This window comes from Pelagibius sp. Alg239-R121 (genome assembly GCF_947331435.1).
Classification (GTDB): domain Bacteria; phylum Pseudomonadota; class Alphaproteobacteria; order Kiloniellales; family Kiloniellaceae; genus Denitrobaculum.
In genome coordinates this window covers 146,478-166,854 of sequence record NZ_CAMZOF010000001.1, presented here as the reverse complement: position 1 = coordinate 166,854, position 20,377 = coordinate 146,478, and the positions used below count along the sequence as shown (strand labels likewise).

Below are 20,377 nucleotides of genomic sequence, written 5' to 3'. Positions count from 1 at the left end.
CCGGTTTACTCCTGAGCAGAGCTGGTTTCAGCGCAGCCCATCCTCGCCAACGGCTTCATCCGCCTTCAAACCACCAACTCGCGGTAGCGGCCGACCGGAGTCTGTTACCGATACAGCAACCATGATTTCATTGGCGCGTGGCGCATCCGGAAGGCTTACTTCAATGCCATCAAAGTGGGAGCGCACATATGCGGCGTCCTTATGACCCAAAGGAACATCGAGCGCCTGACCCGGGCCGCCCATCTTCTTCGACGACGGCACCAGGGCCGCGCCTTTTTCGACCGCCTTGCGTAAAGGTGCGCCCAGACGCGGGTGCAGAATTGCGGCGGCATGTTCCAACTCACCATTCTCGCCGACCATGGCAGCTTTGCCGTAACTCTCAGCTTGAGCAGGCTCGATTCCGAGGGCCGCAACGCAGGCATCTCCCAACATGCCGCCTAATTCGGCGCCGATCTGCATCAGCGGATCCAGGTCTTCGACGTACTTTCCAGCGAAGGGGTTCTCGATGACGGCAACCGCCACCGCCTTACGTGTTGGTGGAGAGATCTTCCGGCCGATTTCCTGATGAGTTTCTTCGACCGACGTGATTATTTTTCTGATCTTTGCGCTCATCGCAAACCGTCCTCTCCTTTGATATCCGCCGCCGCGAGGCCGCCGACCCGATTATGAATTCTGGCCCCCGTAGTCATGACCAGGGCGAGCAGCATTTCGTCCGCGTGTGGCGCATCCGGCAACCCGAGTTCAATGGCATCGAAGTGGCTGCGCACGTAAGAGGCGTTGATGTGGGTGATCGGGATATCGATCCGTGTACCCATGCCCCCGACCTTTTTGGTCGAAGGCACGATCGCTTTTGAGTCGCCTAGCCGCTCGCGCATGGAGTAGCCGCCGGGCACATGCCAGAGCGCCCCGTGTTCCAACTCGCCGCCGGTTCCAACGATCGCCCCTTTGCCAAAACCCTCGACGACGTCCGGATCGCCACCTAATGCCGCAATCAAACGATCAGCCATATCCAGGCCCAGAGGCTTCAGGTCGTCCATGAAGCCGGCAATGTCCTCGACGTAATGCCCCGCGAAGGGATTGCGGATGATGGCAAGAGCTGCCGCACGCCGAAGCGGCATGGCGGGCACCGGACCAAACTCATGATAGATGGTTTCGACGGTAACAAATGTCTTGCGCAACTCGACGTCAGGCATAGGCCGCTCTTTCTGTCGTTGGAGTGTGAAGGGCCAAGGGAAGGTTACCGTTGCAGGTCTCGACTTGGCCTTCCAGAGTTAGAACTGCGGCATGGATTAAACCTTCTGCCTGGAGCTGACGTGCTTCAGCGAGCCCGCTCGACAGCGCAAGCGCCACCTCGTGATGGCTTAACTTACCCACGCTAGTGGTGACTTCACGGGTTCCGAGATCGCTGTCCGGATCCAGCTCGCAGGCGGGTTGCCGCGTGACTGCGGGATGGCCGGGCAGGTCGACGCAATTGGCAATGATGGTCGCCGCTGCATCGGCTGTAGCTGCATTCGCGGCAAGCACCGTGACGGCATCGGCGATCCCCAGCGACAAGCTGCGGCCATGGCGCCCGCTGGTGGCGATCCCGCGCATTGGATGCTCGAAGCGGACGGTGAAGCGTCCATCGAGCTGCGGTCTCTCGGGATTGGCGACCAACCCGGTTGTAAAGGATTGTCCCGGCGCTAGATAGAGAGCGATATCGCCGCCGTTGTTTACATAGGCTTTTTCGATTTTCGCCGCATCGGTTATTGCTTCAAGCACCTCGTCTGCGACCGCGCCGGCAACTGCAGCCATGGGCGTGATGAAGTGTCGCTTGGTGAGAGTCTTCGTTGCGCGAACCATTTGGCATGCAATCCGGCCCTGCGGGTCTGTGTCGCCGGATGTTTCCAACCGCAGGTCAGGCAGTTCGTCAACAAGTTCGAACAGGACACTCTGAAAACGCGCTTGCGCCGCCGCCAAAGCGTGTTCCCGCGAGTCCTGTTGCGCTGTGGCCTCAATAATCAGATCGATTGGTCCATGCTGCAGATGCAGGCGCCCGTCGGAAAGTATTGCGGCATTGGGGCGAGACCAGCTCATGACCCGCGCTCCCGATCCCACCGAAAGAGCTTGCTTGTCGTGGGCCAGGGGTTGTCGTCGGGATGTTGTACACGGCGAGAATCGCTTTGCGCCAAGACGTCTTCCATGGAAACCACGGCATCCATGTAACCGCCGAGTTGTTCGTAATCATCGAGGCGCATCGTGAATTCGATCGGCGCCACGATGGCGGGCGTCGGCACGTAGCCGAAGGAATTCTCCGGCATGCGGGTCACATCGACCATCACCGTGATGCCGCCGCCAGGCCAGACGTAAACCGGAGCGCCACCGCAGGACACATAGGTCAAGGTATCTTTGACCGAACGGGTCAGGCGGACTGGATTTTCCGTGACGCCGGCGCGCAGCGACCCGCCGGCGCCACCCATGAAGAGAACAGAACAGCAGGCCGGCTCGCAGTTCTCCGCGATCCGGTCGACCGAGACTCTCAAGCTTTCCGGTAAGTCTGCTTCCACCGGGTTCAGGTTTTCATCCAGTTCAAAATAGGCATATTGCTCGCCGGTGGTGGAGACCATAAGCAGGCTTTGACCTGGTTTGGCGACCTTGGGATCGAAATCCCCCAGGATGGCAAGGGGGTCGTCGATGTCGGTTCCACCCCATCCGGCGCCGGGTTCCGCGACCTGAAAATAACGCCCTGGGGTCGATCGGCGGCCTTTGATCTTGATACCGGTGGGCTCCACGCCCAGCACCTTGCCGGCTTGATGCTCTGAGAGCACGCCGGTGATGTGATCGTCGACCACCACCACGTCGTCGCTGTGACCGAACCATTGTTGAGCGAACATGCCGATTGTGGCCGAGCCGCAACCGACGCGCATACGCTCTTCCTGGAATCCATTGACGATCGGCGGCTTTCCGGCCTGGACCACTACGTCGGATCCTTCGTCAATGGTCAGTTCGACCGCGGCACCGTTGCAGAGGTTCAGCAGCGCGTCGCAGGTGATGCGGCCTTCTTTTTTCGATCCGCCGGTCAGGTGATTCACTCCACCGAGCGAGAGCATTTGCGATCCGTACTCTCCGGTCGTGACGTGTCCGACCACTTCGCCTCCGGCACGCACTGCAGCCTGTTCCGGCCCCAGGTGCCGGTCGGTGTCGATCTTCACTTTGACGCCGCAGTAGCTGAAGATGCCTTCAGTCACGACGGTCACCATGTCAACATCGCTGACCTTGCTGGAAACGATAAAGGGTGCGGGCTTATAGTCCGGATAGGTCGTGCCGGCTCCAACTGCAGTGACAAAGCCGCTCTGACCCACAAGATCGCCGCTCCACTCTTCGTCCCGATTCATGAAAGGTACGAGCTTGTGTCCGTCGCTTTTGGCTTGTTCGACGATGGTCAGTGGATCCAGGCGCACCAGTACACCGTCATGATTTGCGTAGCGGTCGCAGGCACCGGATTTTCCGTCGGCGATGTAGCACATGACAGGGCAGGCGTCGCAGCGGATTTTTTCTGCTGCCTTGTCCTTCTTTGGTGCTGTCGCTTGTTGCTCAGCCTGCTTCATCTGACACCTGTTGTGTTTGAACCGCAACGATCGCCGAACGGACCTTGTCAGGTGTGGCGGGCAGATTTCGGATGGTGGCACCAGTGGCGTCCCGGATCGCATTGAGAATTGCCGGCGCGGTGGCGACCAGAACGTGTTCACCCAGTCCTTTGGCGCCGTAGGGGCCGAAGGCATCCGGTTCTTCCAGGATGATCGATTCGATCGGTGGCACGTCGCCGATAGTCGGGATCAAATAATCGTGCAGATTTTCGCTGCGTCCCGGAATGAACTCTTCCATCAGCGCGAGGCCGATCCCTTGTGCCGAACCGCCTTCGATCTGGCCCTCGATCAGAGTTGGATTGATGGCGCGGCCGACATCGTGCACGGCAGTGAGTTTCAACAGTTTGACGGTTCCCAGCGCCTCGTCGACTTCCAGCTCAACCATCTGCGCGCCATAGCCGAAGGCCGCGTAAGGATTGCCCTGGCCGTTCTCATCGAGCGGTGAGGTGGGCGGGTCGAAAGTTCCTTCACCCAGAGCGACGAAACCTTCGTTGTCGATCGCCAGGCTGGCGAGATCGATGCGGTGCGTAGCATCGCCCTCGCTTGCCGTCAGGGACGTACCATCGAGGGCGAGTCGGGCTTCATTCGATACATTGGCAAAGCGCAACAGCTTTTCGCGCAGATTCTCGCCGGCCAGGAATGCTGCCTTTCCAGAAATGAACGTTTGGCGTGACGCAGAGGTCTTGCCGGCATCCGGCGTGAGATCCGTATCATCGTTGACGAAGACCATGGCTTCTACGGGCAGACCCACAGCGTCGGCGCAGATCTGCGCGATGACGGTGTTGGCGCCCTGACCGATGTCGACGGCGCCGCTGAAAAGCACCAGCGTGCCGTTGTCCCGCAAACCGACCCGGATCGTTGAGGGGTTGGGTAGAGAAGTGTTTCCGCAGCCGTACCAGAGGCCCGAGAGGCCAACGCCTCGTCTACGGCCCGTGTTTTTGGAATTGGCGTTGAAAGTGGCCGCATTGGTGCGTGCGCTTTGCCAGCGGCCGCGCAGAGTCTCAAGGCATTTCTTTGCGCCGCAGCCTTGGTCGAAAACCTGTCCGGTCACGGTCGGAATGCCGTTCTCCAGAGCATTGTTGATCCTGAACTCAAGCCGGTCGACCGCCAGAGCGTCGGCGAGTTCATCGAACAGGCTTTCCTGCGCGATGGCGGATTGGGGAACACCGAATCCCCTGAACGCGCCTGACACAGGACCGTTGCTGTGAACGCCAAGTGAGCGCGCGCTGTAATTCGGGATGTGATAAGGGCCGGATGCATGCACCGGGACCCGGTTTGCAACAGTCGGGCCCCAGGAGGCGTAGGCACCTGTATTGAATATTCCTTCGAATTCCATGGCGCAGAGCTTGCCGTCTTGGGTCGCAGCGATCTTCGCGGTGATCTCGGAGGGATGCCGCTTGGTGGTCGAGGCCATGGACTCTGGTCGCGTATAAACCATGCGGACCGCTCGATCGAGCTTCCAGGCCGCAATTGCCAGAAATGGATGCGTGGAAAGATCGAGCTTTGATCCGAAGCCGCCGCCCACCGCCGTCGGCATGATGCGTACTTGTTCCGGCGCAATTCCGAGGATGGCGGCAATGTCGTCACGGTTCATGTAAGGGGCTTGCGTGCAGACCTTGATTTCAACCCGGTTTCCCACTCGCCGTGCTGCGCCTGCTTCCGGTTCGATGTAGGCATGCTCAATATAGCCCGTGCTAAACCGACCTTTGACTGTTGCGGCGGATTGACGGAATCCGGCTTCTTGATCGCCGCAGCGAACCAAACCGCTGGTCATCTGATTGCCTGGCCGGTTTTCGTGCAGTTGCGGTGCAGTCTCCTCAAGGGCGTCACTTGGCAAGAGCGTATGCGGCAATTCTTCCCATTCGACCGGAAAGTTGGAGAGATCAAGTGCTTCGATCGCCTCGGTGTCACCGACGACAGCAGCGACCGCTTCTCCCCGAAAACGCGTTTCCTGTTCTGCAAAGACCGGCTGATCGGCGAAAGGCGGGATCACGCCAAAGAGATTGCGCCCCGGAATGTCTTCGGCCGTCAGGACGCATTCGACACCGGGATGAGCCGAGACGTAGGACTTGAGATCACCGAATCTGAAGCCTGCACGATGATAGGGTGATCGGATCGCACGTATCAGCAGGCTGTTAGCAAATCCCGCATCGGCGGCGAACAGTTCCGTGCCCTTGACCTTGGCGTCTCCGTCGACACGGTTCAGGCGCGCACCCACGGCAGCACCCGAATTGCTGCGCTGCGGCGCTTCCGCAAACTCAGGTGCGTCCATCACTGCGCGAATGATCTTGCGATAGCCGGTACAGCGGCAAAGCACGCCGCCCAGCGCATCCATGATTTCGTCTTCGTTTGGGGTGGACGTTTTTTCCAACAGGGCCGCCGCGGATACGATCATGCCTGGTGTGCAAATTCCACACTGGGCGGCCCCGTGATGAAGCATGGACTGTTGAAGTTTTGATAGACTGCCATTTGCAGCCAAACCTTCAATCGTGGTCACAGTGCGGCCATTCACCTGGGCCGAGGCCATCATGCAGGCACAGACCGGATCTCCGTCGACCAGCACTGTGCAGGCGCCGCAGTCGCCGGCATCGCAGCCAACCTTTGTGCCGGTTTTGCCCAAGCGCTCACGCAAAAGTTTGGTCAGGCGTTCTGCAGGGGGGGCCATAACGTTCTGTGGTTCGCCGTTTAGCGAAAAGGAAAGTTCGATGCCGCCGTTCATGACGCTTCGACCCCTGGCCTAACCGCTTCTTCGAGCGCGCGCCGGACCAATTCTTCCGCGGCACTCAGACGATAGGACGCGGATGCACGAACGTCGTTGATCGGATTGAGCACGGAAATATCTCCGCCTGTAACCAGTTCAGATAATCCGCTCGCAGCGGATTCACCCAACAGGCGTTGTTCCAGGCCGATCAGGCGCTGTGCAACCGGCGAACAGGATCCGACGGCAATTCGGGCGCGCGTAATCTTTCCCTGATCGTTTGAATCGATCAGCACTGCGGCCATTGCAATTGAGATGACCAGATAACGCCGGGCGCCAAGCTTCAAAAAAGCGCTCCGGCTTCCGGTGCTGACGGCCGGGATATGAACGGCGCGTACAAGCTCGTCGGGACGACAACTGGTGGACCGGACTCCGGTCACGAAATCGTCGAGCGGCATCCGACGAGTTCCGCTTGGTGAAACTAACTCGACTTCGGCACTCAGAGAAAGCAGAGGCGGCATGCCGTCGGCGGCAGGCGATGCATTACAGATGTTGCCGGCAATGGTTCCGCTGTTTTGGATCTGAATCGATCCGACTTCTCGAGCCGCCGCTTTCAGGCCGTCAAAGGCCAGTGGCAGAGATGCTTTGATGACGTCGCTCCAGGTCGTCAGACCCCCAAAGCGCCATCCATCGTCAAGCTGGGAGATACCGCGTAGTTCGGGGATAGCCGTCAGGTCGAGAAGGTTTTCGGTGATCGGCCGGTCACCCTGCGCCGGATAGAAATCGGTTCCGCCGGCGAGGATTCGCCACGATCCGTTTTCCATGTTCCGCAAGGCGTCGTCGAGACAAGTTGGTCTCGAAAAATTCCCCATACGCTTAACCACCACCCTGGTTATTTTGTGACGCGTATTCTTATTGTTTGTGTATCAACGTAGTGTTGGTACAGCAACATCGTGACTGGCCGAGGGACCTGACGTCAACCAAAAACTGAATTCACCTGCGCGTTGTCGTCACTCAGAAGAAGCACAAGGGGGGTCGCGCCTTCGGAGAATGGAAGGAAATCAGGTGGAAAACCGCAATCTCACGTGGAGAAGATTCCCCCAGTTCACTGGACATTTTCGGGCGCGGTTTCGCCCTGGGAATCGTTTCGAAGACGGGATGTGCCTAAATAAGACACCGATTAGGACAAAAAAAGTAAAAAATAACCCGCGAAAAGTGTATGATTTTCTTCGCGGAGTGTCTTTTATCGAATTAGTATTGCTTCATTTGTAGTGGCAACATGCCAGTGATCGCCCCTGATGCCGTATAAGCAACTATTGTTCGCAATTTTGAGCGGTGATGGTGTTCTAATCTAAAAGAAGCGATCAAGCGGCCGTTTGTTGCCCGGAATCGAGGGTGGCCCGATCTGATTCCGATCGCCGCGCCCTGAGCGGCAGACGGATGATGAGCGACAGTCGGAAGGAAGGAAAAGCCTATATTGCGGTCGCAGCCGGCCTCATTAGCCTGCTGACTTTCATCGGGTTTTTCGTCCACAGTTCCGAGAGCGAACATCGACGGTTGGCCGAAGCTGAACTGAAGGCCGTTGCCAATGGGATCGCCAGGCTGGCGGCCTTCGAGTTGAGGTCTTCGCCAACCCCAAAATTAGAGCAGCTGTTAGAGCAGCTTGCCGCGGCCGAAGGTCTCTCTCGCATCCAGTATATGGATAGCCTGACAGCAAAGATCTACGAGATAGATCGTAAAAGCCGGAAATTTGACGACCAGCAGACCGCTGCGAAGTTCGTCACCATTACGCTCGATGTACCTGTCATCTACGCCGGCAAGCTGCAAGGGCAGCTTGAGTTGGAAAAGACGGTCTTTCCATCGTCCGAATCGCGGTCCATCGGTGCACATCTGCTGATATCACTGTTGACTCTTGTTGCCGTGGCCGCTTCCGCATTGATCGGTCTCAAGATCTTTATCGTTGCGCGCGTTTCGTCGAGCCAAGCCGCAATGCGTCCTCTTTCTCCGCTGCATGCGATTGCGAGTCCCTTTCGTCAACAGGACTCGCCCGACTTTGCCGCCTTGCGACCCGATCAGGTTGCGGCCGTAGTTCGCCAGGCTGGCTTCACCATGTTGGTAAACCTCGCCAATGTGTCGTTCCTTCTTGGCATTCTTTGGTCGGAAGTCCCCCGCCTGCTGCTCGTGGCGTGGTCGTTGATAGTTTACCTTCTGGTGCTTTCCGCCCTTTGGTCTTGGTGGAAGAATCACAAACGGCCCCTGCCCGCGGCAGTCTCCAAGCGAGCGTTGCGCAAGATGACAGTTCGCACCGGTCTGCTCGGTCTGGCCTGGGGCATTGCTTTATCTGTGTTCTTTACCGATGCCGGTCCGGTCGCGCGTTACATCCTCATTGCCGTCGGGCTTGGCACGGCAGCCGGCGGAACGGCCGCGCTTGCACCAATTCCCTCCGCCGCCATTGCGTTCTCCGGCGCGATACTTGTACCTGGCGCACTGCGGTTCGCGACACTTGAGGGAGAAGGTTTTACGACACTCGCGATTCTCTGCGTGCTCTATGCCTGTGCTATGGGGGCGTTCTTAGCCCAGGTCTACCACGCTTTTGCCCGCAACGTTCTGGCTCGGCTGGAGGAGGCGCGGCAATCAGAGACACTTGCGCTGGTTATGAACACTTACGAGGAACAGGCGTCGGATTGGCTCTGGGAAACCGATCCCGAGGGACGTCTTCGCCTCGCGCCCAAACGTATGGAGATGTTGTTCGGCACAGATCCTGGTGGATTGAACGGCCGAAGTTTTCAAGAGCTCGGCGACATTGTGAAAAGTGTTGGATGGAGGGGACTCTTTCAGAGTTTTGCAAAGGGTGAAAGTTTTCGCGACAAAGTCGTTGAAACCATCGACAAGAGTGGCAAGAAGCACTGGATTTCCTTGTCCGGCCGCTGCAGAGCCAACCGCGAATGGCATGGTGTAGGGTCGGACGTAACGGCACGGGAGCAGGCGCTTGCTTCCATGCGAGAGGCGACGGAGGCGGCTGAGTCAGCGTCCCGTGTGACCTCTGCTTTTCTGGCGACCACCAGTCACGAGCTTCGCACGCCTTTGAACGCGATTATCGGTTTTTCGCAGATGTTGACCCTGGACAAGCTCCCGCCCGAGAAGGTGAGCGATTACATAGAGACAATAAACCAGGCTGGCCAGCATCTGTTGTTGATCGTCAATGGAATCCTTGAAATGGCGCAGATTGAGGCGGGCAACAAGCGCTTGATCCGAGAAGATTTCGATCTCGAAGCGGTTGTCAGGGAATCTGTTGAGTTCCTCTCGCTGCAGGCCCTACAGGCAAAAGTGCAAATCCGTTGCGATCCAGGCGAAAAGCCGGTGATCCTGCATGCTGATCGTCAGGCGCTTCGTCAGGTGTTTCTCAACATCATTGGCAATGCAGTTAAGTTTACACCTGCTGGCGGCTCAGTCGATATCAGGCTTCGCGAGGTGCAAGGAATGGTGGATATCATGGTGCGTGACACCGGCATCGGAATCGCAAGCCGCCATATCGATCGCGTGTTTCAACCTTTTGCCCAAGCCGATGACCGCCTGGCGCGGCGCTACGAGGGTACCGGACTGGGACTATCGATCGCCAAGGGGTTGATCGAACTCCACGGCGGCAATCTGTCACTCACCAGCAAAGTGGGCCAAGGGACGACTCTGACGATCAAACTACCTCGCCATCTCTACGAACGCGCGTAGCCTTAATGCTCGTCAGAAGGTCGGAGTTTCTCTGCGCCTTTGATGGTGATGACAGAATGTTTGCGAGTTTGAAAGACCGCTTGGGCGGCATCGATCCCCTCAAAAAAAAGATCCCCGAGCCACGAGTTGGTAAACTCTTGTCGGGGATCAATTCTTTTTGCGTTACGGCTCCGCCGCCCGCACTTTCGTATCGTTTAGATCGAACCGCTTAGCTTTGCGTTCAGCCGCTTTTCTTCGATTTCTGCGATTTCTTTGTCTCTGGCTTCTTCCATTTCTGCGATTTCTTTTTCGCATTGCCGGCGTCCGTCCGGATTACACTGCGCATTGACTTCTTCTGTCTTCTTTGCAGTCCGCTCGGTAACACGCGCCTTGAGTTTGCCGTAGACTTCATCGCGCTGTTCAATGGAAGCGAATTCCTTGGGAACCATGAGGACCGTCACTTCATCAGGATACTCACTGTTGGCGCCTGACGCAGCGTCGACGGCGACGCCTATGAGACCGCCTGCAATTACGTTGCCGACTGTGTACCCGCTAAATTCAGCGCTGACGACCTCGTAGCTGTCTTCGTAATCTTCCAAGACGCAATTGACCGTGACATCGTCCTTGTCGCGGTCGACTTCGACTGAACCTGGTGTGGGGTTAACAACGCCGACCGTCTTACCCTCGCGAACCAGGGTGCAGGTGGCGCCTTCGGGTTCAGTGATAACGCTTATGCTTTCGTCCGTCCCCTTGATGACCGTCGCGCAACCGGAAACTACAAACGCGGATGCCGCAAGTACGACACCAGCAAACGCACGCCGAAAAGTTCTATTCATCGTCTAACCTTGTCTGTGGTTGGGAAGCTGTTCTGTTGATCTGAACAAGCCTGTGAATTCTGTCCAAATTTCATCTGGAGGTTGCTTATTTTGTGGCGATGTTAGTCAACGAATACAGGCTATGGAAGTATTAAATCGGGGATTTGTAATTCGAAATGGAAGTTTTAATGATATTCGGTGTTTAAATGGTTAATTTTTTATGTCGAAAGCAGTGAAAATTCCCGAAATCTATTTTAGATTGCAAAAACATGCATTAATTTTACTACACGTAATATTGCCACCGAATGTAGTAATTCTACGGGTCGTTTTTTTGCCCGCGCGTCTCGATCTCAGCCAGAACGGCGCGCTTTTCGTCGGCACTTAGTATGGGCCAGTCTCTGATCTCGTCGACGTTGCGGTGACAGCCGATACACAATCCGCTGGCATCATCGAGCTGACAGACGCTGATGCAGGGAGAAGGGACCGACCGGTCGAGTCCTCGAAGACGGGCTTGCCGGCGACGCGCTCTGCGGGCAGCGCGCTCTGTGTCTTGGGATTCGCTCAAGTGCGTGAAATCCTCAATTCAGCGGCCCTCATGGAACTGCCTTCCGAGTTTTGATGCCTCATGCATCTGAATTTAACCTTTGGAAACTTTAACTGTCTTAACAAGAACGTGTTTCCCGAAACAGACTGCGTGTTTGCCTACAGGGGAAAACCCCATATATCCTTTCAAGTCGAATTGCTAGAGCCTGATTGTTTTATTTCGATTCATTGTATCGGACGATAGTCAGCCTCTGCTTCAACGCTACGCGCGCAAGGGCAGGATTATAATGGTTCGTCGATTACGCCTCTGCAGCGGGCTGTTCTTGCTGGCGTTCGTTCTTTCGCACTTCGCGAACCACGCGCTTGGGATCCTTTCACTGGAGTGGCTGGAGGCGGGACGCCGTGTTTTTATTGCGTTCTGGCGTTCGGCGCCGGCAAGCATCCTGTTCTACGGCTCGCTCATCCTGCATGTATCTTTGGCGTTCTGGGCTCTGTATCAGCGCCGGCGTCTAAAAATGGCGCCTTGGGAGTTTTGGCAAACGGCACTGGGATTTGCAATTCCGCCGCTTCTTGTGGGGCACATCCTGGGCACGCGCTTTCTTTACGAAGTTTTTGGGGTCCAGGATAACTATCTCGCTGAACTCATGATCTTCTTCGTTTTCCGCCCAGACTACGGAATCAAGCAATTCATCACTATCGGCGTTGTCTGGATTCACGGCTGTCTCGGAATACATTTCTGGCTGCGTCTCAAGCCTTGGTATCCACGAGTCATGCCGATCGCTGCCGCCCTCGCATTGCTCATACCCGTTTTGGCTGCGATCGGCATTTTTGTAGCCGGGCGCCAGATCCAGGTGTTGGCGCAGGACCCCTTCTGGCTGAAGGAAGTCCAAGCCACGGTACAGTTCGCAAACAGCAGCCAGGTGGCAGAGGCGATGTGGTTGCAAAATGCTATTCTCTGGGGCCTGGGCGCACTGCTGGTCGTTGCTTTACTCGGCCGCGTGATTCGGCGGACGGTCGATCGCATGCGTGGTTTGGTTCATCTGACCTATCCGGACGGTCAGCGGGTTTCGGTGGTCCAGGGGACGACAATCCTGGAGGCCAGCCGCAGCGGCGGCATTGCACATGCTTCGGTCTGCGGAGGACGCGGGCGCTGCTCGACTTGCAGAGTCCGCATCGGCGCCGGCGCCCAGGGCCTGCCGGAACCTAGCCCGGAGGAAAAGCGAGTCCTTGATCGAGTCGGTGCGCCACCCAATCAACGCCTGGCCTGCCAGACGCGGCCGCAAGCTGATCTGGAAGTGACGCCGATGCTTCCCGCCAGCGTCAGCCCGCGCCAGTCGGCTGATGGTCCTGGTTATCTTCAGGGCCAGGAACGGGAGATCGCAATACTCTTCGCGGATCTGCGCGGATTCACCACCCTGGCGGAGCATAAACTGCCCTACGACGTCGTCTTTATCCTGAATCGGTATTTTGCTGCGATGGGGGCTGCAGTCGAGTCATCTGGTGGCCGGCTGGATAAGTTTATCGGTGACGGCGTGATGGCTCTCTTCGGTATTGAAGGCGGACCGGAAGCCGGCAGCCGCAACGCGTTGAGTGCCGCGCGCGCCATGGCGGAGCGTCTTGCCGAACTGAACCGTGCCTTGGCCAACGATTTGCAGACGCCGCTTCGGATAGGGATAGGCATCCACGTGGGGCCCGTGATCGTCGGCGAAATGGGATATGGCTCTGCGACCTCCGTCACGGCAATTGGTGACGCCGTGAATACTGCAAGCCGGCTTGAGACCATGACGAAGGAATTCGGTGCACAGCTCGTAGTTTCAGACCCGGTCGCGGAGTTGGCTGGTCTGGATGCTAAAGATTTTACCAGCCACCACATCGAAGTCCGCGGCCGGGAGGGTGGCTTGATGGTCCGGGTCGTTGAGCAGGCCACGGACCTTGCTATCGACGAGACAGCAACGACGAGCAAGGTGGAACCTGCAGAGGCCCCTTAACTCATGCCCCTTTAACGGGGTTTCTCAGCTTTTGGACTTGAATTCCAAAACGGCTTTTTCAAGTTGCCGGTATTCGTCGCAACTCGTGCCGCAGGCGGACTTCAGAACTTCAAGACGCTCTTCTGCACGCGTTAGATCGTCCATCTCCAGGTAGAGTTCCCCAAGATACTCGTTGGCGCCCAAATGCGCTGGTTCAAGCTCCAGTGCTTTATAGTAGTAACCGAGGGCGGCTTTCTGTTTCCCGATTTTTCTTTGGCTGAAACCCATCAGGCTGAAGGCGTCGGGATTACGAGGGTCTGTCGCGATGGCTTTCTTGAGCAGCGGGATCGCCGAGGCGTAACTGCCTAGATTGATAAGCTTTACGGCCCGCAGCAGTTCATCGTCGGTTCCCTCTTCGGTGCCATACCCGATTGGCCCGGCTGCCGTTGCCTGAGGGGTGTTCTGCGGCAGGAGAACGAAGACAACGAGGGCTAGTGCGCTCAAGAACCGGGCGGAATTGCAGGCTGCGGTACAGTTCATCATTGTCATATCGGCCTTAAGCATTGGCGTCATCGTTGTCATCTGCCAGCAGATGTTCTTCAGGATTCCGGATACAGATGCAGGTGAACGCAATTTTGACTGTTCGCTCGTTCGAAGTCATCTCTGATCTTACATCTCATCGTTCAATCAATTCTTCGAGCGCTTCCAGGTTTTCCGCGTCGATAACCCGCCGAACCAGATCGTAACTAAAGCCCTTTCGGCCCAGGGCCGCCATGTCTCTTTCGCGCTTTTCCGCCCGTTGTTCGCCGCTGCGATAGGGGCCCAGGCGGCGCTTTCTGGCATAGACGATTGCGGCTTCGATTTCAGGGTTCGATACTGATTCGGCTAGTCCGGCGAGCGCACGCTCAACCAGATCCAGTGCCACACCCTTGGCAGCCAGATCGGCCCGGATGCCGCGCGCTGACGTGCCGCGGCGATGAAGGCTTCGGGCGCGGGTTTCCGCATAACTTTGATCGTCTAGGAGGCCATTCCGAGTTAGTTTTTCCAGAATTGCCTCGACGTGCTGGCGGCCCTCTTCGCGGTCGGTGCCGTGGGCTCGGGCCGAGCGTTCGACCCGCATCATCAGGAGCCGGCCCAAATGCGCACGGGAGGTCGCGAAGCGGTCCAGATGGTAAAGCGCTGCGTTTTCCAGGTAGCGCGCGGTTGCCTTTTTCGGCGCGCGTCTGCGCTGCTGAGATCGTTGCTCTCCGCGCTCGTTTTCATGGGTTCCAGACATATGAATCTACGATGCCACGAGTGCCAGGGATTTTCACGGTTTAAGAAGTGACCGACGGTCGAAGTGCGTAAAAGAAATGGGGACTGCGAAAAGATAACTCCAAAGCTGCCTGCGGTCGGATTCGAAAGTGACTCGGCGGGTACGCAGTTAAAATCGACAGAGCATATCCAAGCTCGAGCGTTCGTGCGCACTTGGGATTGTGTCGAAGGTGCTATAATTAGTCGAAATGGTTGCATTCGGCGCAAACTTCACTCTCGCGGGTGCAGAAACTCGTACGTAGTAGGCCTAAATTTTAGGAAATTCGTCTCACAATACACTTCATGAGCTGCAGTGAAGAGATGAGACAGGGCTGCGTGGGGACAGGTGGCGTGATATATGACGGGGTCGGTTAGAAAATCGGTCGAAGCGCAGGTCTACGCGTTCTTCGCAGCTATCCTGGTCGCGCTAATGCTATTGGCAGGGTTCTTCATTGACAGTGCCGACAGCGAGCGGCGTCGCCTGATACAGACCGAATTGTCGCTCGTCGCACGCGAAGCCTCCCATTCCGCAATACCCCAGCTCGGGGAGGCCGATCGTCCGGTTCTCCGGCGCATTCTCCGAGAGATCGCGGTCGATCACGATCTCTCGTATCTCGCAGTTTCCGGTGCCCGGGCCGGCGTTCTCGTCAGTGTCGGCCAGATGACGGGGCCAGACACGAACCCGAAGGATGTGGTTTCCCAAACCATCCCTCTCGAAGCGGATGGCAATCACGTCGGCGAACTCACGCTGGAAAGGGTTCTTATCGATCCATCGGCGATGCGTTCCGTCGGCAGCCATATCGTGCTCACCCTTGGAGCCCTTATCGGCCTCGTGGCGGCTGCGTGGGCCGGGCTTCGATTCTTCGTAATTTCCCGCAGTTCGCAGGAGTCGGGTGAAGCTTTACCACTCTCTCCGCTTGCCGCCATTTCAAGCCCGTTTCTTCGACGCGACCATGCGGATTTCGCTGCATTGCGGCCTGATCAGGTCGCCGTGATTGTCCGGCAATCGGGCTTTACCATGGTGCTGGTGCTCTCGAATGGTGCGTGTCTCGTCGGCAGTCTGTGGTCACAGGTGCCGCAGGAATTTCTGATCCTTTGGGCGACCGTTATCGGTTCGATGGCGGTTTTTAACCTCCGCGTGTGGCTGCGTAACCGCAACCGCCCACTACCTGTTTCGGTTTCCAAGCAAACCCTTCGCCGCATGACGTACCAAGCCGGGCTGCTTGGTCTGTCTTGGGGGATCGCCCTCTCCGTGTTTTTCACTGGCGCTGATACCCTCGGCCGGTTTGTTCTTATCGCGCTGGGGCTCGGAATGGCGGCGGGCGGGACGGCGACGTTGGCGTCGGTGCCTTCCGCTGCGCTTGCCTACACCGGGTCAATTCTAGTGCCGGCGGCACTGCGCTTTGCGACGTTGGATGGCGACGGCTTTGCAATTCTAGCAATCCTTTGCATCATTTATGCTGGCTCCATGGGCGCATTTCTTGGGCAGGCCTACCACAGTTTTGCGCGGAATGTTTTGGCCCGCCAAGCACAGGCTCGCCAGGCCGAAACCATCGCATTGGTTCTAAATACCTACGAAGAGCAAGCATCCGACTGGTTATGGGAAACAGACACGCAACAGCGGCTGCATTCGCCGCCTGAACGAATGGAACTTCTCTTCGGAGGACGCGGTGACGGTCTTGCTGGCTGCCGGTTCCAGGATCTAGTGACAGGCGGAGAAGATTCGGGTTGGACGGAGCTGTTGGAAGCTTTGTCAAAACAGGACCGTTTTCGCGATCTGATCGTCCGGACGCAGGATGTGGGCGGTCGGGATCGCTGGATCTCCCTGTCCGGCCGAAAGAGAGATGACGGCAGATGGCATGGCGTCGGGTCGGATGTTACGATCCGCGAAGCGGCATTGGTTCAATTGCGCGAGGCGATGGAGGAAGCAAAGTCTGCATCGCGAGCCACGACAGCGTTCCTAGCTGCGACCAGTCATGAGCTAAGAACGCCGCTGAACGCGATTATCGGCTTCTCTGAACTTCTCGCTGCTACCCAGGTTTCTGCTGAAAAGGCGGAAGACTATGCGCAAACGATCAACGGTGCGGGCATCCATCTGCTCAACATTGTAAATGGTATTCTCGAGATGGCGCAGATCGAGGCAGGACATAAACGATTGCGCTACGAGACGGTGGACGTTGGTGCGGCGGTGGGTGAGGCAATTGTGTTTCTTTCGCTTCAGGCTGAAGAAGCGGGCATAACGCTTCATTGTCGCACTTGCGAAACGTCTATTCAATTGGATGCCGACCGACAGGCCCTACGGCAAATTTTGCTGAATATAATGGGCAATGCGATCAAATTCACGATGCCCGGCGGATCCGTGGACATTGAGGCAATTTCGCAGGAAGACCAGGTGTTATTGGTCGTTGAGGATAGCGGGATAGGAATTGCGAAAGTGGATATTGACCGGATCTTGCAGCCTTTTACGCAGGTGGATGACGGTCTGGAACGGCGCTATGACGGTACCGGGCTCGGATTGCCGATTGCAAAGAGTTTGATTGAGCTTCACGGCGGTAGCTTATCGATTACCAGCAGTTCCGGCCAAGGCACATCTGTTCGAATCTGTTTTCCTCGCCCGCTCGAGGCTCCTTTGAAAATAGCGCGGTCGGGCTGACGACGCCCTCGCAAAGCTTCTCGACACTGCTTACAGGCGGGTGTTCCGGCCATGTTTCGACGCGTTGTTTGAATGTCGGTGCAACCGTTGCCAGGCTGATTGCGCAACGCACGGCTTGCAAGCGGCGCGTGAGAGGACTATTTCATCCGCTATGCAATCTTCTCCGACGACAAAACCCTTGTCCCCGCGCAAGATGGGGGCGATCAACGGGCGCGGACTCTGGACGCTTTACGTCAAGGAAGTCCGCCGGTTCATGAACGTCTTTTCCCAGACGCTTCTGGCCCCCATGGTAACCACCCTGCTGTTTCTCGCTGTCTTCGCGCTCGCGCTGGGTGGCGCAGGGCGTCAGGCGGGGGGCGTTGACTACATCCTGTTCCTGGGCCCCGGCCTGATCATGATGTCCATGGTGCAGAACTCATTTGCCAATACCTCTTCCTCGATCTTGATTGCCAAGGTCCAAGGCAACATTGTCGATCTGCTGATGCCGCCGCTGTCTCCGGCTGAGCTTGTGATCGGCGTGGCCGGCGGCGGTGTCACACGTGGTGTGATGGTCGGCTTCGTGGTTGCGTTGGGCATGTCGTTGTTCGTTCCCTTGTCGATCCATAATCCCGGATTTATTGTCTGGCACGCGGTCAATGCATCGTTGATGCTGGCGCTACTTGGCTTGATCGGAGGGATCTGGGCCGAAAAGTTCGATCACATCGCCGCCGTGACCAACTTCATCATTACACCGTTTTCATTCCTCTCAGGCACCTTCTATTCCATCGAGCGGCTTCCCGAGAATTGGAGCTTCATCGCCCATCTCAACCCCTTCTTTTACATGATTGACGGGTTTCGCTATGGCTTCATCGGCCATGCGGACGGTTCGCTGGCGATAGGTTTCTTTCTGGTTCTTGCGGTGAACCTTTTTCTGGGATTTACAGCCCATCGCATGATTGCGACAGGTTATCGCCTTAAAGCATGATACCGTTGTGAAACGGCATGGGCGATTGCCCGTCCAGGGCGTCTTTCAGTAGAGCAAAAGCGGGTCATTCATGAGCTCGGGCGCGATGCAGCATACGAGACGACCAAGACTGGCCAGACGCTATGGTTCGGTGAATTGGCGCGGACTTTGGGTGCTCTACTCGCGAAAGGCGGTGTTGCGGTTCCTGCGCTATGGTCTGGAATCAATTGCAGGTCCGGTGGTCTCAAGCTGTATTTTCGTCACTGTCTTTGTCCTGGCTCTGGGTGGCGGTGCCCCCATGTCGCCCGATCTCACGCTAGCTCAATTCGTCATACCCGGCATCGCGATGTTTACGCTCGCCCAGGTCGCTTTCGACTCCGCGGCGGTGATGATCATCCACGATAAACAGGAAGGCATTATCGAGGACGTGCTGATGGCGCCACTGACGCCGTTCGAAATCACCCTTGGTTATTGCCTGGGAGCAGCGACCAACGGCCTCATCACAGGCGGCGTGCTGATGGCGATCTTTGCGATCTTCATCGATCTGCCCTTTTCCGACCCTATGATGGCTGTTGGTTTTGCGTTTGGTGGGACCGTGCTTTTTTCTTTGGTTGGCGTAATCGTTGGAATTTGGGCGGAACGTTGGGATCACTTCAGCGCAGCCGAGACTTTCCTGGTGATGCCTTTGGGGCTGCTTTCCGGCACCTTCTTTTCCATCGACCGCGTGCCTGACGGCTATGACTGGCTGTTGCTCGGCAATCCGATGTTCCATGCAATTAATGGCTTTAGGACCGCTCTGACCGGCCACAGCGATGCATCTGTGCTGGCCGGAGGATTGTTTATCGCGGGACTTGCTGGGTTGTTGGCGCTTCTTGCCTGGCGGTTGTTCGCCATTGGATATCGAATCAAAGCGTGAACCTGTGTGAGTGGGGCATCGTAAATTTGATCAAATGCAATCTTTAATAGAATTTCTATAATTTGGGGTGGAAATGGCGTACTGGGAAGTGGTTCGGGCTCAGGCATAAACGAGTAGGTGTGTGGATTGGTGAGGGCCGATATGAGCTTGGCGGGAAAAATTTCAACAATCGCTGACTTGATTTTGCAGGGCGCGCGGCACCGTTCCGCTTCGCTGGTGTTTGCGCTGCTCGTCGTTTGGCCAGTGGGATCATCGGTCCAGTCCCGGGAGCTGGTTTACGGTCAGGGTCTTCTTTGGAAAGTAGAGGCGCCAAACGATAGTGTGGAACCGAGTTACGTCCTGGGAACGATCCATGTATCGGACCCACGCATTCTCAACCTGCCAAAGGCGGTTCGCGAGGCCTTTGCCTTAGCAAAGTCGGCCACCTTTGAAATTCGCCAATCCTCGAGCGATCAGGCCAGGGCCCTCAAATTGATGTCTCTCGATGGCGGCAAGACACTTGGCGATTATCTGAACCGGGAGCAGTTGAAGCTGGTCGGCAAGGCTGCAGAGCTCTACGGCTTGCCCGAGCACGTCTTACAGCGTTTCAAGCCCTGGGCGCTGTACCTGATGTTTTCAGTCCCGCCGTCAGAACAACAGCGCAAAGCAAAGGGTAAAAAGGCACTCGACTTTGCCCTGCAGACGAGAGCGAGAGATTTTGGTGTTCCGGTCTATGGTCTGGAAACGCTGGACGAACAGCTTGCGCTTTTCGATAGCCTCCAGGATGAGGTGCAGGTGGCATATCTGGATTCCGTTCTGCGCCAGCTTGATCAATTCGAAATGCAGTTCGAACGGCTGCTTCAGCTTTATCTGGCCCGGGATATTTCGGCGATACAGTCGCTGGCCATGGAAAGTCTCGACGAGGCCGACAGAGAGGCCTGGGAGAGTTTTCAAACCGATGTTATTGATCGGCGTAACTTCCTGATGGTTGAGCGCATGCAGGAGCGATTGCACGAAGGTGCGGCATTCGTCGCCGTTGGCGCTCTCCACTTACCGGGCGAAAAAGGTGTTTTGAAACTTCTGCAAGGCCAGGGCTACCGGCTTACCCGCCTCTACTGATTCTCTCTCCACTAGATGCGCTCCCTTGCGCTCATAGCTGCTTTGCGCAGCGCTCTGTTGACAGAAAGAAGCTTTCAGCGAATATTCTGCTGGTATCCGGGGTGGCTTCGGCCTCCCCGG

At 56.9% G+C, this 20,377-nt stretch carries 16 protein-coding genes; 6 read left to right on the top strand and 10 right to left on the bottom strand.

The features are described 5' to 3' along the window. Positions 1–27: 27 nt before the first annotated feature. Genes QMZ18_RS00705 through QMZ18_RS00680 form a run of 6 tightly spaced genes read right to left on the bottom strand, consistent with a single transcriptional unit; the run spans position 28 to position 7,196 of the window. A complete protein-coding gene (locus QMZ18_RS00705; RefSeq protein WP_282604306.1) occupies positions 28–612 on the bottom strand; it encodes an amino acid synthesis family protein in 585 nt (194 codons plus the stop codon). Then, positions 609–1,193: an amino acid synthesis family protein gene (locus QMZ18_RS00700; RefSeq protein ID WP_282604305.1), complete on the bottom strand. Its 585-nt coding sequence runs from the start codon at positions 1,191–1,193 to the stop codon at positions 609–611. The genes QMZ18_RS00705 and QMZ18_RS00700 overlap by 4 nt, the downstream gene beginning before the upstream one ends. Then, positions 1,186–2,076, bottom strand: a complete 891-nt coding sequence (locus tag QMZ18_RS00695; protein ID WP_282604304.1) for a UPF0280 family protein — start codon at positions 2,074–2,076, stop codon at positions 1,186–1,188. The genes QMZ18_RS00700 and QMZ18_RS00695 overlap by 8 nt, the downstream gene beginning before the upstream one ends. Then, complete coding sequence (locus QMZ18_RS00690; protein WP_282604303.1) at positions 2,073–3,587, bottom strand: 6-hydroxynicotinate reductase; 1,515 nt, start codon at positions 3,585–3,587, stop codon at positions 2,073–2,075. Before QMZ18_RS00690 ends, QMZ18_RS00695 begins: the two co-directional genes overlap by 4 nt. After that, on the bottom strand, positions 3,574–6,345 hold the full coding sequence (locus tag QMZ18_RS00685; RefSeq protein WP_282604302.1) for a molybdopterin cofactor-binding domain-containing protein: 2,772 nt from the start codon (positions 6,343–6,345) through the stop codon (positions 3,574–3,576). The genes QMZ18_RS00690 and QMZ18_RS00685 overlap by 14 nt, the downstream gene beginning before the upstream one ends. Further along, positions 6,342–7,196, bottom strand: a complete 855-nt coding sequence (locus QMZ18_RS00680) for a xanthine dehydrogenase family protein subunit M (RefSeq protein ID WP_282604300.1) — start codon at positions 7,194–7,196, stop codon at positions 6,342–6,344. Before QMZ18_RS00680 ends, QMZ18_RS00685 begins: the two co-directional genes overlap by 4 nt. Positions 7,197–7,767: 571 nt before the next feature. Between QMZ18_RS00680 and QMZ18_RS00675 the strand changes: the two genes are divergently transcribed. Continuing rightward, positions 7,768–10,050 (top strand): HAMP domain-containing sensor histidine kinase, encoded by a 2,283-nt coding sequence (locus QMZ18_RS00675; RefSeq protein WP_282604299.1) that lies wholly within the window; start codon positions 7,768–7,770, stop codon positions 10,048–10,050. Positions 10,051–10,244: 194 nt separating this feature from the next. Here the strand turns inward: QMZ18_RS00675 and QMZ18_RS00670 are convergent, their stop codons facing one another. Further along, on the bottom strand, positions 10,245–10,865 hold the full coding sequence (locus QMZ18_RS00670) for a hypothetical protein (protein ID WP_282604298.1): 621 nt from the start codon (positions 10,863–10,865) through the stop codon (positions 10,245–10,247). 295 nt (positions 10,866–11,160) lie between these two features. Further along, on the bottom strand, positions 11,161–11,409 hold the full coding sequence (locus QMZ18_RS00665) for a DUF1289 domain-containing protein (protein ID WP_282604297.1): 249 nt from the start codon (positions 11,407–11,409) through the stop codon (positions 11,161–11,163). Between the two features lie 265 nt (positions 11,410–11,674). Here QMZ18_RS00665 and QMZ18_RS00660 point away from each other — a divergent pair, with 265 nt between their 5' ends. After that, positions 11,675–13,375: an adenylate/guanylate cyclase domain-containing protein gene (locus tag QMZ18_RS00660; protein ID WP_282604296.1), complete on the top strand. Its 1,701-nt coding sequence runs from the start codon at positions 11,675–11,677 to the stop codon at positions 13,373–13,375. Positions 13,376–13,399: 24 nt separating this feature from the next. Here the strand turns inward: QMZ18_RS00660 and QMZ18_RS00655 are convergent, their stop codons facing one another. Continuing rightward, a complete protein-coding gene (locus QMZ18_RS00655) occupies positions 13,400–13,927 on the bottom strand; it encodes a M48 family metallopeptidase (protein WP_282604295.1) in 528 nt (175 codons plus the stop codon). Positions 13,928–14,030: 103 nt separating this feature from the next. After that, positions 14,031–14,630: a regulatory protein RecX gene (locus QMZ18_RS00650; protein WP_282604294.1), complete on the bottom strand. Its 600-nt coding sequence runs from the start codon at positions 14,628–14,630 to the stop codon at positions 14,031–14,033. A gap of 375 nt (positions 14,631–15,005) precedes the next feature. Here QMZ18_RS00650 and QMZ18_RS00645 point away from each other — a divergent pair, with 375 nt between their 5' ends. The 4 genes from QMZ18_RS00645 (at position 15,006) to QMZ18_RS00630 (ending at position 20,257) form a co-directional block, all read left to right on the top strand. Beyond that, the gene (locus QMZ18_RS00645) at positions 15,006–17,300 is read left to right on the top strand and encodes a HAMP domain-containing sensor histidine kinase (protein ID WP_282604293.1); all 2,295 of its coding nucleotides are present in this window, start codon (positions 15,006–15,008) and stop codon (positions 17,298–17,300) included. A 151-nt stretch (positions 17,301–17,451) separates the two neighbouring features. After that, the gene (locus tag QMZ18_RS00640) at positions 17,452–18,264 is read left to right on the top strand and encodes an ABC transporter permease (RefSeq protein ID WP_282604292.1); all 813 of its coding nucleotides are present in this window, start codon (positions 17,452–17,454) and stop codon (positions 18,262–18,264) included. An 85-nt stretch (positions 18,265–18,349) separates the two neighbouring features. After that, positions 18,350–19,159, top strand: a complete 810-nt coding sequence (locus QMZ18_RS00635; RefSeq protein ID WP_282604291.1) for an ABC transporter permease — start codon at positions 18,350–18,352, stop codon at positions 19,157–19,159. Positions 19,160–19,300: 141 nt separating this feature from the next. Further along, on the top strand, positions 19,301–20,257 hold the full coding sequence (locus QMZ18_RS00630) for a TraB/GumN family protein (protein ID WP_282604290.1): 957 nt from the start codon (positions 19,301–19,303) through the stop codon (positions 20,255–20,257). Positions 20,258–20,377: the final 120 nt, after the last annotated feature.